The following is a 13,945-nucleotide window of genomic DNA, read 5'->3' on the forward strand; positions in this document are numbered from 1 at the left end:
GACATCTCATCTTCCGTGATATGAGTAGGAACGGACTGCCGAGTATGGAGGATTCAATCAGCGCGGATACTGTCATGTCTTGAGCTTTCTCTCTTTGGCGCTGTCGCGCGTCGCTTTGAGCGGGTCTCTCATGTTGTCGAACCGAGTGACCATCGTCAGATCTGGATGCTTCCCGCGACGCCCAACAGGCCCATAAGGACACCTACGATGCCGACACCGCCGAGATATTTTATCTGTTTCCACCGATAGTAGAAGTCGGAAAAAGCCGAAGAAACTGAAGAAGAACAATGCGAGTGGTTCGTGCTGGGTGAATGCCGAAAAGCCCCATAATCCCCAGAAAGCCGAGTTGCCACGATGGTTGATCGTCAGATCTGCTCGTGGTTGTGAGGCGCGTTGCAGGTGGCTTAGTTCGATCGGTTGCTCGTTTAGCAGCCAAATGTGAATCCGATCAAGATGATATGAAAAGAATTGATGTCTGTGAGAAGTAAACAATGTTTCATTTTCAGTTATTCGATATCAGTACGTATTCATCGCAGATTTAGAAGTCGGACTCATCACCCCGAGTGATTGATGACTAGAGTGAACTGAAGATACTCGCTCACAACTTCTCGCACCGTGTAGACAGCCGATCAGCCACTCGCTGCACTTTTTGGTATCCATGGCGATTCTATCTTTGCCTTGTTCATCCTTCGCTGACGTCCTTGTTGGCCCCTCACTCGTTGCAAGATTCGCCGTCCGACCACCTGTCCTCGGCCTTGACCGGAGCAATAGCACGGGCCAGTTGCTCATCAGTATAGTCGTGGTCCTCCAACTTCATACTCCGAAGACGCCATCGGCGACTGAGTTCCGGTTCCACTTCAGGGCCGACCCGGGCCCCGTGCGTTCTGAAGAAGGCACCGCCGCGGCCACGCTTCTTTCCTTCGTACGTATGCTGGTCGAACGCGACGTCGTACTTTCCATCTATTTCGAGATCGTCCGCTGGATGATCAAAGCGGGGTTTGCGTCCCTCTTCATCCGCGGTGGCTCGTTCGGCCGATAGCTCACTAAAGTAATCGTCCGCATGTGCGGACTCGCGCGAAGAGGTCGCCCTGGCCGCCGCTAGCGCAGCGTGCACCGCACACAGTCGCCCCCGCCAAGAGTCTTCCGTCCAGCGCTCACGCGCCAATTCCTCGTACCGGTCTATCGTGAGTGCCACTTCGTGACCGGCCCGTAGGTCCTCGACTACGTACAAGTTAATACGATCCCAAAAATTCCATGCGTAGCCGGACCGCACAAGCTCCCAGGCAGCCCACGCTGCGGTCTCCTCGTCAGACCGTCTGACCGCCTTTTGAAGCAAGCTGGAAACGGTATATCGGTTCACCCCGGATTTGGTCTCGTTCTCGCCGCACTCATCGCCGAAATCGTTCGTCGTCGCTCCCTCCCCGTCGCCAGTCTCGTTCGTCGCTTCGTCGTCGGTTCGCAACTCCCCATCTGATCCGAACGTGGCCTGTTTCTTCTCGTCCATACGGAGGTCTCAAGTCTATCGGATAAAATAGGTGGGCAAATCAAGCGCCGACGACCGGATGAGATTCACCGAATGATACAGAACATCGCGTGAAGTCTTGGTCTTACCTATCGCGTCCCGAATTTGATAGTACGAATGGGTCCAAACGAGACGTCGCCACTCACCCAACTTGTGCAAGAAGCGCTTGAGGCACTCAAGAGCGCGATCCCACCCGGTGATGAACCCACCTCAGAGCGAGCGTATGCCGTTCTAGTCGAGAAAGAAGACCTCGAGCGGCCTGCTGCCGAAGATATCATCGAACGGCTGTACAGTAAGGGCCATCTCTACGAAGTCGAGGGAAAACTCCGACTCACCGATTACGGGGAAGAGTGAACACGATATAGCCTTCGCTCTAGTTGCGGATGGGGTTTCGACTACTGCTGCGGTGTGGTCCGAGTGGTTCGTAAATGAGGACGGTATCGTTGCTGCGAACGGTAACGAGATAGTCTTCGATGGTGAATCGGACCTCGACACCGCTTTCTTTTGTTGTACTTGCCTCGATAATCTCTTCGAGCGCATCCGGGTTCACGTGCTGGTACAGACTGAGTGAAGTCTGGCCGTCGGGTGGCTTCAGCGTATCAACAATCGTTTCGATCAAACTCACTGTCAACGATTGATCTGGATCGACCGACCGAGTCGCGATCAACACGTATTGTGGCGGATTAGTTGGGTCCGCGGATGTACTCTCGTTTTCGAACCAGTGTGTCGTTTCGACGGAGGCCGGGTTGCTCGACATACTTTCTGTATGTGCTCGATCTATTTGAGTAACACCTGCTTACCTCCAAAACCGCTTGAGACCGGTTCATCGCCCAAAATTGGATACCCAGGAGAGCATCGATCGAATACTAAAATCAATTTTTGTGCTTCCGATACTCGTTTTATCCTTCCGCCCATTGGTCTATATGCGTTCGCACGGCCTCCCACAGAAACACACTGTCTAGCGCCATCACGCAGACAACCTTCCATACCGACTGCCTGTGAACGCACACCCCGCACTCCGACCGATTTTTCTTCACATCGCCCGTCTCCTAGCTACTTCGGTCAGTGGTTTCGATAGTGTCTCGGGAGATTCTCATGGATCTGTTCAGTGACGTTCCGATTCAATTCCGTGATCTCGGCCATGTTCGTTATGCGAACGATTATCTTCGTTCCCTCTTATCGCTGGAATCATCCATCTCTTAGCCGCATTTGGAATGCTCTAATCTTCGAGAGGATTTCGAACAATTTTTGCGTACTACGATCGCGTACCCGCTTCCATGGGGGTATCTGTTGCACACCGTTGAGAGGACGACGTCGTACTGGCCATCGACGTTGACCGTATTCTCACTTGCCGTCTCGACTTGGTATCTCTCCAGCGGGCACGATTTCGCATTCTGGGAGGTCGGCCAAGACATCTTCCGGACCGGGTGGTGAGTACACTGCTAGTAATTGGAGCGGTTGCCAGCCGGTGTTTATCGTTCCGTGCTCGGTTCCAGCAGGGACGAATATCATTTCGCCCGGTCCGACCTCGCGCGTTTCGTCCTCGATAGTCTGTTCTCCTTCCCCGCTGATGACGTACAGTATCTCATCGCTATCTGGATGCGTATGTAACTCGTGACCTTTTCCGGGCGCGAGTTGGACGGCACCGGCGCTGAATCGCTCGGAGCCGTTGACGTCGGGTGTGGCCATCCATTTGAGGGTTCCCCAATCGAACAACTGAGTCGGTACGTCTTCGCTGCTAACGAAGTTCTCGTCTGTCATTGTCACACAAACACCTCGGCGTACACGACCATAATTGTACCGTGCGTACCGGTCGGAAAGCGGGTCGACGGGCCTACCGACTCGTCGGGTCGGGAAGAACTGCGACTGTGAGTAACTCGTACCGAACCAGTACCACTCCGTTGTGAATATTGATTAGCCTTCTCGCTGTAGATGCGCGCGGCATATGAAATTCACACGTGAGGAGTCGCTCGCGCGGCTCGAAAAAACGATAGCCAACGGCGAACCTATCATCGGAGCCGGTGCGGGAACCGGTATTTCGGCGAAGTTCGCCGAGCGAGGCGGCGTCGATATGCTCATCATCTACAACTCGGGACGGTACCGGATGAACGGCCGAGGCTCCCTCGCTGGACTGCTTCCGTACGGCGACGCCAATAAAATCGTCGTGGAGATGGGCCACGAGGTCCTGCCGGTCGTCGAGGACACGCCGGTCCTTGCGGGTGTCAACGGAACCGACCCGTTCCGTCAAATGGACGTCTTTATCGAAGATCTGAAACGCCGTGGGTTCTCGGGCGTCCAAAACTTCCCGACGGTTGGGCTTATCGACGAGGGAAGTCAATTCCGGCAGAACATAGAGGAAACGGGGATGGGCTACGACAAGGAGGTAGACATGATCCAGGAGGCGGCCGAACAGGACATGCTGACCTGTCCGTACGTGTTCACCGAAGAGCAAGCTCGCGAGATGACCGAGGTGGGTGCCGACGTCATCGTGTCGCACATGGGACTCACCACCTCCGGCGATATCGGTGCGGAGACGGCGCTGGATCTGGACGATGCCGCGGAACGTGTTCAAGCCCATCACGATGCTGCAAAAGCGGTCAACGACGATGTCATGGTCATCTGTCACGGCGGTCCGATAGCGTGGCCGGACGACGCCGAGTACGTGCTCAACAATACGGAAGGCGTCGTCGGCTTCTTCGGTGCATCGAGTCTCGAGCGCTTGCCGACAGAAGAAGCGATTCAGAACCAAGCCCGAGACTTCAAAGAGATCGAGTTCTAGCATGGCAGTCGTACTCATCGGGACGCTGGACACGAAAGGGGAGGAACTGGAGTTCGCCCGAGAAATCATCGAAGCACACGATATCGACGTCCACCTGATCGACGTTGGGGTGATGGACGACCCCGACATCGAACCGGAGACGTCGGCACACGATGTTGCCGAGGCGGGTGGTACCAGCCTCGAACGACTTCGGGAGGGGGCCGACCGTGGGGACGCCATCGAGACGATGGGCGACGGCGCTGCTGCCATCGCATCTCGGCTTCACGACGAGGGCGTTCTCGAAGGTATCGTGGGACTCGGCGGGTCAGGCAACACCTCTATCGCAACCACAGCGATGCGCGCACTGCCCGTCGGGGTTCCGAAACTGATGGTTTCGACGATGGCCTCCGGCGACACGGAACCGTACGTCGGCGCGAAAGACGTGATGATGCTGTACTCGGTCGCCGACATCGAAGGGCTCAATCAGCTCTCCCGCCGCGTCATCTCCAACGCGGCGCTCGCGATGGTCGGTATGGTCGCCAACGAACCGGACATCACGGTCAGTGAAAAACCGACAGTCGCCATCACGATGTTCGGGGTGACGACTCCTTGCGTGCATGCGGCACGCGAGTATCTGGAATCGAAGGGGTACGAGACGATAGTCTTCCACGCGACCGGAACCGGTGGCCGAGCGATGGAGCAGCTCGTCAGACAGGGCGTCGTCGACGGCGTGCTCGACGTTACGACAACCGAATGGGCCGACGAACTCGTCGGCGGTGTTCTGAGTGCTGGGGAAACACGGCTCGATGCGGCCGCGGAGATGGGAATTCCACAAGTCGTCTCGCCGGGTGCGCTCGATATGGTCAACTTCGGTCCGCGGGATTCCGTGCCGGAGACGTTCGAGGGGCGGACGTTCCACATTCACAATCCACAGGTGACGTTGATGCGAACGACACCCGAGGAGAACGCCGAGCTCGGCGAAATCATCGCGAAGAAACTGAACGCGTCCACGGGGCCGACTGCGCTGATTCTCCCGCTCGGTGGCGTCTCGCTCATCGATGTCAAGGGAGAAGATTTCCACGACCCGGAGGCGGATTCGAAGTTGTTCGACGCCCTGCGGGAACACCTCGACGAGAACGTGGAGTTGGTCGAAGTCGATGCCGCGATCAACGACGAGGAGTTCGCGACGGCAATCGCCGAAAAACTCGACGAGTATCTGCGCGCGACCGATGGTGGTCGATAACGGTCATCGGTCGGCGACAGAGTTTCTCTCTCTTTAATCGTTTGTTCGTCAACGCCTGTGGGGACCGCGCTCCCTCCTGACACCGCGGTTGTGTCCGCACAGCGTGTCGTGGAAACAGGAGGTCACTGCTTCAAGAAGCCGCCGACGGCGGCGAGTAGGAAGGCGTAGTTCACCACGCTCCATGACACGATCTCGGCGTCGGCACGACTCCGATTGGAACGTGTCCAGCATCCACGAGACGTGAAACTAACTCCCGACCGATTCCACCGTTCGCACCGATAACTGCGACCTGCATCGTGAGCCGTATTAACACAGCCTGCATCAATAGTTGCTGGGGCCACTGAACGCCGCGCTATCCGGACGACTGCTCGGTGAGCACCCGTGGAGGAAAGAGAGATAGAAATCTGGATTATTTCGACGAGTCCGTTTCGCCTTCAGTTCTGATGATGTCATCTTCGGAGATATCGTCGTTCGGATCGAAGTAGACGGTAAATACTCGAGCAGTTCTTTCGCGACAAAGCCCGTGGACACATTCAACTTGGTTCGAGGGAACCGATTCAGCGAGACCAACGAGCGGAAGCGAGGGTGAACGGATAACGAATTCCGTGATGATAGTCATGAGATAGACGTAGACTCCCACAGCGGTTAATCCTCTGGGTTTTTTGGTCGACAATGACCGACGACCTGAAAGTAGACGATTTTGCGGCAACCCATTTTGTGGTTGAAAGTAAGCTACGCACCAATTACATCCTCCGAGGTTGTGCAAGAATCTTCGATGAGAGACGAGCACTTTGCAGAACTCCGACTACTACCTGGGACGCTTCGGACTTTCTCCTTGGAGGGTGGTGAATGGCGAACCTACGGAGTGCGACTCTGTGGGTTTCAGCGGCATCTCATAACCGGTGAGCCAACTTCGGTGACAATATTCTATACAGTAATAGTGGTGATTATTATGGTAGTTTGGTGATAAAACCTATGTATGTAGAGCAAGTGTCTATGCATTGCTATGGAAATACTACATCGGTTACGCGGTGTCTTTAGTTCAGAAACGCCCTCTCGGCATACGGAACAGCAGGTACGGGCGACTGGTGATATTTTTGAATGCGAAGAATGCGGTACCACCTTTATTTCGAAACCATCCCGCTGTTCAAAGTGTGACCAGAGCGACTTCCGGAATCTCGGCAGTTGCTAATCCGATATCTCTCGCCGTCCTCTCTCTACTGATACCGTTTCTAACTGTTGGTGTCGTATACGAGCCGTGACTTTCCCTTTTGCACGTGCTGGCGGTTCACTGCGCCGAAGTGGTGACTTATGTGGGGACTGTGGCGGTCGGATTCCGCGCTATCGACAGTCGAAGACAGTGCGCAACCCGGAGCAGTACTGCTGTGGTGAGTGCGGAGGATCGTTTCACGTTAAAAGGCAACCGGCGATAACTGACAGACGAAGAGTAACGGACGGTGGTTCTCTATACCCTCTCGAAATTCATGTCCTCACCACGAAGCGCGGTTGCAGGCAGGACAGAGCCTCGGTGATGGTGGTAATGAATCGGATGTGAACAACTCCAACTCGGAGCACTCTACGTATCTATGTCAGCAACGGAAACCGTGCGATCAGAACCAATCGTAACGTGAAACCCGATATACTCGAAGCTCACCGTCGGTGAACCATGCTGATAGAGCGCTTCGAGGGCATCGGGGTCAATCACCTCGTAGAGGGGCGTCGCAGGCGCCGTCCCATTCGCTTCAGTCACCGCCGTCACCACGGCGGTGGTGATCGACTCGGTGTCTGGACGTGTCGTTCGTATCGATGGCCCTGGCCGCGACGATGACGTGTTCTCCATACGCTCTGCTCAAGCAAGGTGTGCTAATAGGTTTTAGGGGGTGCTCGGTAGCATATCACACGATTTCTGAACAATCTCACCGAGTCGAGCGTCTCACAGCCTTGCAGTATCGTACGTTTTGTCGAGGCCGATTTTGATCACGAGGTCCCACTTTCCCCACACAGTCACCATCGCTCTTCCAGTCGCTGGTTGTACGAGTAGCGATTAGTTTAACAAGAATTACGAGACGGGTGGGAACGAAAAGCAACTCCGTCAAGCAGCGACGAAATCTACTCTCTACAAAGCGCCCAACTGCGCGTGTCGTGAAGGGCACAAAAAGTACCCGGAGTCAACGACAGGCGTGGAAATAACGGTTACCAACGTGGACGACATTTTCAGGGGGCTATTCCCTGACGTATTTAATAATACGGGCCATCCCGGATTCTAAGTGATAGAGGTTGTGACAGTGGAACAACCAGTTTCCGGGGTTGTCTGCGAGGAAGTCGAACGTCACCGACCCCATGTGACCCGGCACGATAACCGTGTCCTTCATTGTGTCTCCGACCCGGAAGAAATGCCCGTGGAGGTGCATCGGATGAAGCACCGGACTCCGATTCGTCATCCTCACGCGGACGTGTTCGCCTTCCCGGATGTGTAGCGGATCAGCGTCGGGATATGCTTGTCCATCGATGAGCCAGCCATACGAACCACCCATCTCAGGCGACAGCGTCAAGTCAAACGTCCGATCGGGGCTTCCACGGAGTTGCTTCGGGAGCTGCATTGCTCGCAGATCGCTATATTGGAGCGTCCGCCCCCACGAGCTGAGACCGGCTGGAGACTCTGACGAATTTTCATACCGGAGGACCGCACGAGCCGGCTGTTCGTCGCCATCGACTGCCTCTCCTCGTATTTCCCATGCACCGGGATTCGTCGCTTCGATGATGGCATCGTAGCGTTCGCCGGCACCGAAAACGAACGAATCGACCGGAACGGTGTCAACGGGTTGCCCGTCGGCGTGCGATATCTGTAGTTTATGCCCGGCAATTCCGACACGGAATGCAGTCGCACTGCTGGAATTAATAAAGCGTAGGCGGACCCGTTCTCCCTCCTTGACGTCGAATGTGGTGGGATCTGCTGGTAGACGACCGTTTACGAGCAAGCCGGCGTACGGTGGGCGTCGGTCATCCATCATACCACCCATTCCACTGCCACCCATACCGCCCATCCCGCCACCACCGCTACCGCTCGACGATCCTCCGAGCGGTTCGGGTGCGTGGGTCAGATAGTCGTCGAACACGACGGTGTAATCCCGGTCGTACTCGACATGTGGCGATTTCTCTTCGATTACGAGCGGTGCAGATAGCCCGCGGTCGAGTTGGAGTCCGACGTGGCTGTGGAAGAAGTACGTTCCCGCCGGTTTCGCCCGGAATTTGTACGTAAACGTCTCGTCCGGCTGGATCGGCCGTTGGGTCACGTTCGGCACGCCGTCCATTTGGTTAGGGACGGGGAGGCCGTGCCAGTGCACCGTTGTTTCCGTGGGGAGACGGTTCTGCAACTCGACGCGAATGATTTCGTCTTCGGTGACTCGGAGTTCGTTACCAGGGAACGATTCGTTGTACAGCCAGTTCGATGCCGAAGAAGAGGCAGGAGACACGGTAGCAGGGGAAGCTGTCAGTGTGGCCTGCACGTCCGAATCGCCCGACACTGTGGTCCGTGCGGAGACCGTCTTTTCGTCGTCGAACGACGGGATAGAACTGGTAGTACAACCAGTGAGGGCCCCGATTCCCGTGACACCAAATCCACGGAGGAGTGCGCGTCGAGAGAGACGTGAGTCGTCCGTCATTGGTCGGCATACGAACCGGAACATAATAAGGTGCAATATTGGGAATTTTATGAAAGATACTGATCGGGCACGCAACCACGAACGAGACGATGTCGAAATTGTCGGACTACAGCACTGACTGAACCCACAGAAATTGAGGGTGATTAGAGTTCGGACACACATCAAGTCACGGGACCCGGGTGTAGTCCACTTCCGCTTACGAAGGCGGAAGTGGTACACCACTTAGAAACTCATTTACGCCAATTTCAAAAGAATAGATCGAGCGAAAAGAACTAGACAGCGAAAATCCATACTGCTTTATCCAAGCCACAACCATCCCCTATCCGTGTGTGAGGACAGTGCCTCTCGTAAACTCCTATCCCTCCTAGGAGACGAACACGTCCAAGCCATACTATCTGTTACGAGTGAGCAACCCATGTCCGCGAACGAACTGAGTGATGCCTGTGGTATTTCACTACCAACTGTGTATAGACGGCTCGAGGAACTGGTCGAACACGACTTGCTTTCCGAACAGAACAAGATAGCATCCGACGGAAATCACTATAAGACGTACGAAGCGGCAGTAGAGCGGATCGGCGTTCGACTCCATCAGGGTCAGTTTGACGTCGACATCGGAGAACAGCCACCTACCGATGCCCCAGAGCGATTCAATCGGTTGTGGGATGACATCCGAGGGGATGATTCCTAATGCACGCTGGACTCATCGTGGCGAAAATCATCGTAATAATACTTGGAGTTCTCATTGCACTCCAAAGCTATCGTGCGTACAGGCGATACGACAATCAACCGATGCTCTTCCTCGCAATCGGGTTTGTGATGATCAGCATCGGTGCCGTAATCGAAGGGATACTGTTCGACATCGCCAACGTGTCGATTTTCTATTCTGGAATGATTCAGTCGATAATCGTCATCGTTGGAATGGGTTTCGTCCTCTATTCTCTCTACTATCAACCAACGTAGGGACCTGGGAGAACGGAATGGAATCTATGTATGCGAGAGGCGCAGCAGAGTTTGGCTGTTCTCGACGCGTGGGGCACACGTACCGATTATTGCTGTCACGTTGTAGGCGGCTACGACGAATCTCAAACTCTTCTTCAGAAAGTTCCCACGTCCATACGCTAATCGGAGTTCTTCGAGTGCTGGGTCGGTTCCTACGCCGGCTCGGGCAAAGGCACGATAGATAAGGTAGCCACTGCCATCAGGATAACCAGTGGGATGAGCATCATGACCCATCCCCAGCTCGGAGTGACGTAACCGCTAACCCGGACCCATCCTCCACCCACCCAGTAGCGGGAATGCGAACAGCATTACCACCACTGGGATGAGAAGGAGAACTGCAAGAACGATGTTGCGATGTCGCCGACCACTACAGTAAGAATCGACCAAGGTACGCAACTCGTGCTGGAACGTCTGGAAAACAACTTACCGTTAGTACGTCAAAAAGAGAGATATGGGAAACGAATGTACGTACTGTGGTAGCAACATCGAGCGGCACGACCCTGTATTCGTTAATGTGGGCGCGAACACCAGTACGAACCAAGCGGGACAGTTCTGCAATTATGCCTGCCTCGCAACACACATCGAAGAAGAGGGGTTGACTGATGGTGCCGCTTGTGAGTGGCCTTGCTAAGTTCGGACCCACTCCCCATCTGAAGATCAGTTAGAGGACAGATATGTGTATAATCTGGCTGACTGTGATCGAATGAGATGTACTCAATAATTAGCGAACGAGTCGAGTCTTAACTGTCCCCAGCAGTCCAGTCCGTTTGGTCGACTCGTCTTTTGAACTGTTTGAATCCGCCTGTTCTCCTGCGGTCTCGCCCAGTCTCGCTTCTTCATACTCTGCAATCATGTGCGCCACGTGACGATTGCACATATCTCTGGATACGCATCCGACCTACATAACGGTTTGATCGATGGTGGGGGGTGTCACATGGGAGACAAGAGTCTGTCGAATAAAACGAAACGAGGGACGGATTCCAGAACCATCCAAAGGAGACCTCCACGAATTGCTTGCGAATGCAAACCAACAGTATCCGAATCACAGTCTTGCCGAGATTCCCACATTTGCTCAGTGCCGAGCGCGTCGTCGGTGACGCAAAAATAGGAAACCAAGAGCGATGATGAGAAGTACCTGTACCACTTTATCGATCAGACCGAAACTTCCGACGTGGGGCATTCCATCTGTGATCCACAGGAGGATTTGAACAGCCGTATAGAGAATCCCCACACCATAGAGATACAGTCGGTTGACACCGATAAAGAACAGACCAATTCCACCGAGAAATCCGAGTCCGGCAAGGGCCATTATCTGTTCGCCATGTTCGAAATAGAGATAAAAGTGCACGGCAGCAGTAAAGAGTACAAGTAGTGCGACGCCAAAGTGAATTGGAGAGGCTGTGAAGTTCTGCCGGCGTGTACTGGTGTACCGATACACTGGTGCCGTTGCAACGGTTCCTAACAGGAACAGTCCACCGACGATCATCAGCCAGCCATTCACGAATCCTTCTTCATCACCGCTGTGTCCCTCCCCTTCGTGGCTGTGGCCTGATTCGGACTGACCTTCCCCCGCGTCTGTCTTCCCACCATGTCCTGATTCGGTTGCCGTCTCTGTGCCATGTTGTCCCCCATCGTTATGGCCATCGGCCTGACCCGATGTTGTCGACGTTGTTGTATGATCTTCACTACTTGCCATCGCAAAACCTGGTGAAACAACCAGAAAGACGATGCTCAGTATGAGGAGTACGCGTCCAATTCGTTGCCAGTTGGGTTTCATCAGTGGCGTTTGATCGCGATGGGATATAGTTCGTCACGAGCGTCTTCATCCAGTGAAAACGCTCCCTAATATTGCACAACAATAATGTGGATTATGCCCAGGAGAATTAGAATTCACAACGACGATTCCACAGGTGGATGGATATTCTCAGGGCATGATGTTGCTCATCCCGAAGAACCGCCATTCCAACGTCATACTCATGGAGAACTCAACGATGTAGCCGACCGTGGACTTCTTGGAATTGCGTGCTTCGCGTTTGTTCTTGGATTCGCCCACGAAGAAGAGTTCCAAATCATTTGGCTCTGTTCGGGATCACGGTACCGACATGAGGGGGTGCTTTTCTAGCGGGGGGGGGATGCAACTTCGACCGCAACCAAGACAGAGGAATCGACCACGAGCGTAAGAAAGTGCCGAGCATTCGTTCACGCCATTGATGAAGGCAATTCCCCGAACTCGTCATCGACCGTCCCACTCACTCGACCATCTTTTCTCTATAGTCGGAATCGTCATCCATACTGTCGGGAGCGGAAAGGCTCCTGAACGTCCCAACGAGCATCAACAAGAACCCAAGCACTATCGCGGCAAAACTGACGGTGGTGGTGCCAGCGGTGAGCCCAGCATAGACGAGGATTCCTAGGCAAATTAGCAGCACTGGAAGAATAGCTCTTTTCTGGTAGTAGATTGGCGCTTCGTTCGTTGTATCGTCGTCCGGTTGTTCAGTCACTGTTAATCAACCTATATCGCCGCTGCCTCCCCCATCGTGTTAAGTATTACCATGCACTCGTATAAATATCAGAGTTTACTTTAGAAATAATAGAACAGAATAAGTTTAATATTGGGAATTTGTCTGCTATATTTGGATGGTTAACGACATCTTCGGGCAGGGAGAAACATTCTCATATCATATTCTAATAGAACGAAAGAAAATAGCACTGGAAACTGAGTTCGATGAACGTTGTTCGGCTCCTTGGCTAGATTATATAATAAAATCAAGCTATGTCTGACGAACTTATTTCCTCCATCGACTCATCGGTGGGGATACGCTCTCACAGAGGCCAGCACGACGCCATCGTCTGGCGCCATCACCCGACAATGTCGTCGTGCCTGGTTGTGAGAGTTCTCTCTTTCCTCTGCATTCTTTACGACGGGGTGAATACGGTTCGTTGGTCGGTATTTTCTCTCCCGAGCGGTAGTGTTTCGGAAATTCGAATCGGAAATGGATGATATCTATCGAGTCCTTCTGGCGCTGCCAGACATATTTAGCGACGATCGACTGGTCGTTGATTCGTATATAACCGCGTCAATTCGGGACTTCACATTCGGGTTTGTTTGGCCGTTCGTGTTAGATTCCCTGTCGCTCAGCCCCATCGACCCACTACGGTCGGGGATAGACTCGTTGCACATCAATGCTACGTGCTCTCACGAATTACCTTTTTCAGAGATACTATTTAAATGACACTGGGAATTTTTTACTCTTAGAAAAAATGATGACGAAAATACCGTTTATACCGTTCATAACGTTCTAAACGAACGAAAATCGAGAGAAACGGAAATAAGCACCAGATAATTAATATAGGGTAGTGTGACTGCACTTTTGATGGTGTCAGACAGGCAAAATCGAAGTATCGCAAGTCGTAGAACCTATCTTAAACTAACCGGATCAATCATAGCATCGTCTGCAATCATGGGGACTGCTTCTTCATCCCTGTCAGATTACAATGACCAGTACGATAACGTAATTGATGTGACGGAGGCCGGAGCGGACAACGGTGGGAACGAATCTATCACACCAGTACTCGAAGACAATGCGGACGACAATACGCTCCTTTACTTCCCTGAAGGGGAGTATTATATGGATTCGCAGTTCCGCTTTACTGGCTTTACCAACTTCGGGATGGTCGGCAACGACGCGACACTCGTCCCGGCGAACTACCACGACTTCGACGACGACGGCGACGGAAACTACCGACTCTTCCGAATGGGC

The 13,945-nt window shown here is 53.6% G+C and carries 11 protein-coding genes; 4 read left to right on the forward strand and 7 right to left on the reverse strand.

Annotation, left to right across the window (positions count from 1 at the left end; translation table 11 throughout):
- Positions 1-712 precede the first annotated feature (712 nt).
- Positions 713-1,504 carry a hypothetical protein gene (locus tag OPC11_RS17185; RefSeq protein WP_007980771.1) on the reverse strand — a complete coding sequence of 264 codons (792 nt, stop codon included), beginning with the start codon at positions 1,502-1,504 and terminating at the stop codon, positions 713-715.
- Positions 1,505-1,639: 135 nt separating this feature from the next.
- On the opposite strand from OPC11_RS17185, the gene OPC11_RS17190 reads away from it, so the two are divergent.
- A complete protein-coding gene (locus tag OPC11_RS17190) occupies positions 1,640-1,876 on the forward strand; it encodes a hypothetical protein (RefSeq protein ID WP_264782725.1) in 237 nt (78 codons plus the stop codon).
- A 19-nt stretch (positions 1,877-1,895) separates the two neighbouring features.
- Here OPC11_RS17190 and OPC11_RS17195 read toward each other — a convergent pair whose 3' ends face one another.
- Complete coding sequence (locus OPC11_RS17195) at positions 1,896-2,279, reverse strand: HalOD1 output domain-containing protein (protein ID WP_264782726.1); 384 nt, start codon at positions 2,277-2,279, stop codon at positions 1,896-1,898.
- A 587-nt stretch (positions 2,280-2,866) separates the two neighbouring features.
- On the reverse strand, positions 2,867-3,283 hold the full coding sequence (locus tag OPC11_RS17200) for a cupin domain-containing protein (protein ID WP_007980767.1): 417 nt from the start codon (positions 3,281-3,283) through the stop codon (positions 2,867-2,869).
- 184 nt (positions 3,284-3,467) lie between these two features.
- Here OPC11_RS17200 and OPC11_RS17205 point away from each other — a divergent pair, with 184 nt between their 5' ends.
- Both OPC11_RS17205 and OPC11_RS17210 read left to right on the forward strand, forming a co-directional pair.
- A complete protein-coding gene (locus tag OPC11_RS17205; RefSeq protein WP_264782727.1) occupies positions 3,468-4,301 on the forward strand; it encodes a phosphoenolpyruvate hydrolase family protein in 834 nt (277 codons plus the stop codon).
- A 1-nt stretch (position 4,302) separates the two neighbouring features.
- Positions 4,303-5,523 carry a Tm-1-like ATP-binding domain-containing protein gene (locus OPC11_RS17210; protein WP_264782728.1) on the forward strand — a complete coding sequence of 407 codons (1,221 nt, stop codon included), beginning with the start codon at positions 4,303-4,305 and terminating at the stop codon, positions 5,521-5,523.
- Positions 5,524-7,099: 1,576 nt separating this feature from the next.
- Here the strand turns inward: OPC11_RS17210 and OPC11_RS17215 are convergent.
- Both OPC11_RS17215 and OPC11_RS17220 read right to left on the reverse strand, forming a co-directional pair.
- Positions 7,100-7,363 (reverse strand): HalOD1 output domain-containing protein, encoded by a 264-nt coding sequence (locus OPC11_RS17215; RefSeq protein ID WP_264782729.1) that lies wholly within the window; start codon positions 7,361-7,363, stop codon positions 7,100-7,102.
- A 382-nt stretch (positions 7,364-7,745) separates the two neighbouring features.
- Positions 7,746-9,125 carry a multicopper oxidase family protein gene (locus tag OPC11_RS17220; RefSeq protein ID WP_306421030.1) on the reverse strand — a complete coding sequence of 460 codons (1,380 nt, stop codon included), beginning with the start codon at positions 9,123-9,125 and terminating at the stop codon, positions 7,746-7,748.
- Positions 9,126-9,872: 747 nt separating this feature from the next.
- Between OPC11_RS17220 and OPC11_RS17225 the strand changes: the two genes are divergently transcribed.
- Positions 9,873-10,145 (forward strand): hypothetical protein, encoded by a 273-nt coding sequence (locus tag OPC11_RS17225; protein ID WP_007980753.1) that lies wholly within the window; start codon positions 9,873-9,875, stop codon positions 10,143-10,145.
- Between the two features lie 1,111 nt (positions 10,146-11,256).
- On the opposite strand, the gene OPC11_RS17230 is transcribed toward OPC11_RS17225, so the two are convergent.
- A complete protein-coding gene (locus OPC11_RS17230; RefSeq protein WP_264782730.1) occupies positions 11,257-11,961 on the reverse strand; it encodes a hypothetical protein in 705 nt (234 codons plus the stop codon).
- A gap of 472 nt (positions 11,962-12,433) precedes the next feature.
- Entirely contained in the window at positions 12,434-12,685 is a 252-nt protein-coding gene (locus OPC11_RS17235) for a hypothetical protein (protein WP_007980747.1), read from the reverse strand.
- Positions 12,686-13,945: the final 1,260 nt, after the last annotated feature.

Origin of the sequence: Haladaptatus sp. T7, assembly GCF_026008575.1 — an archaeon.
Classification (GTDB): Archaea; Halobacteriota; Halobacteria; order Halobacteriales; family Haladaptataceae; genus Haladaptatus; species Haladaptatus paucihalophilus.

What these genes read in the sequence shown, in the direction of transcription:
- OPC11_RS17225 (WP_007980753.1), top strand. Translation starts at nt 9,873, where the DNA reads ATGCACGCTGGACTCATCGTGGCGAAAATCATCGTAATAATACTTGGA.
- OPC11_RS17195 (WP_264782726.1), bottom strand. Translation starts at nt 2,279, where the DNA reads ATGTCGAGCAACCCGGCCTCCGTCGAAACGACACACTGGTTCGAAAAC.
- OPC11_RS17200 (WP_007980767.1), bottom strand. Translation starts at nt 3,283, where the DNA reads ATGACAGACGAGAACTTCGTTAGCAGCGAAGACGTACCGACTCAGTTG.
- OPC11_RS17215 (WP_264782729.1), bottom strand. Translation starts at nt 7,363, where the DNA reads ATGGAGAACACGTCATCGTCGCGGCCAGGGCCATCGATACGAACGACA.
- OPC11_RS17210 (WP_264782728.1), top strand. Translation starts at nt 4,303, where the DNA reads ATGGCAGTCGTACTCATCGGGACGCTGGACACGAAAGGGGAGGAACTG.
- OPC11_RS17230 (WP_264782730.1), bottom strand. Translation starts at nt 11,961, where the DNA reads ATGAAACCCAACTGGCAACGAATTGGACGCGTACTCCTCATACTGAGC.
- OPC11_RS17185 (WP_007980771.1), bottom strand. Translation starts at nt 1,504, where the DNA reads ATGGACGAGAAGAAACAGGCCACGTTCGGATCAGATGGGGAGTTGCGA.
- OPC11_RS17205 (WP_264782727.1), top strand. Translation starts at nt 3,468, where the DNA reads ATGAAATTCACACGTGAGGAGTCGCTCGCGCGGCTCGAAAAAACGATA.
- OPC11_RS17190 (WP_264782725.1), top strand. Translation starts at nt 1,640, where the DNA reads ATGGGTCCAAACGAGACGTCGCCACTCACCCAACTTGTGCAAGAAGCG.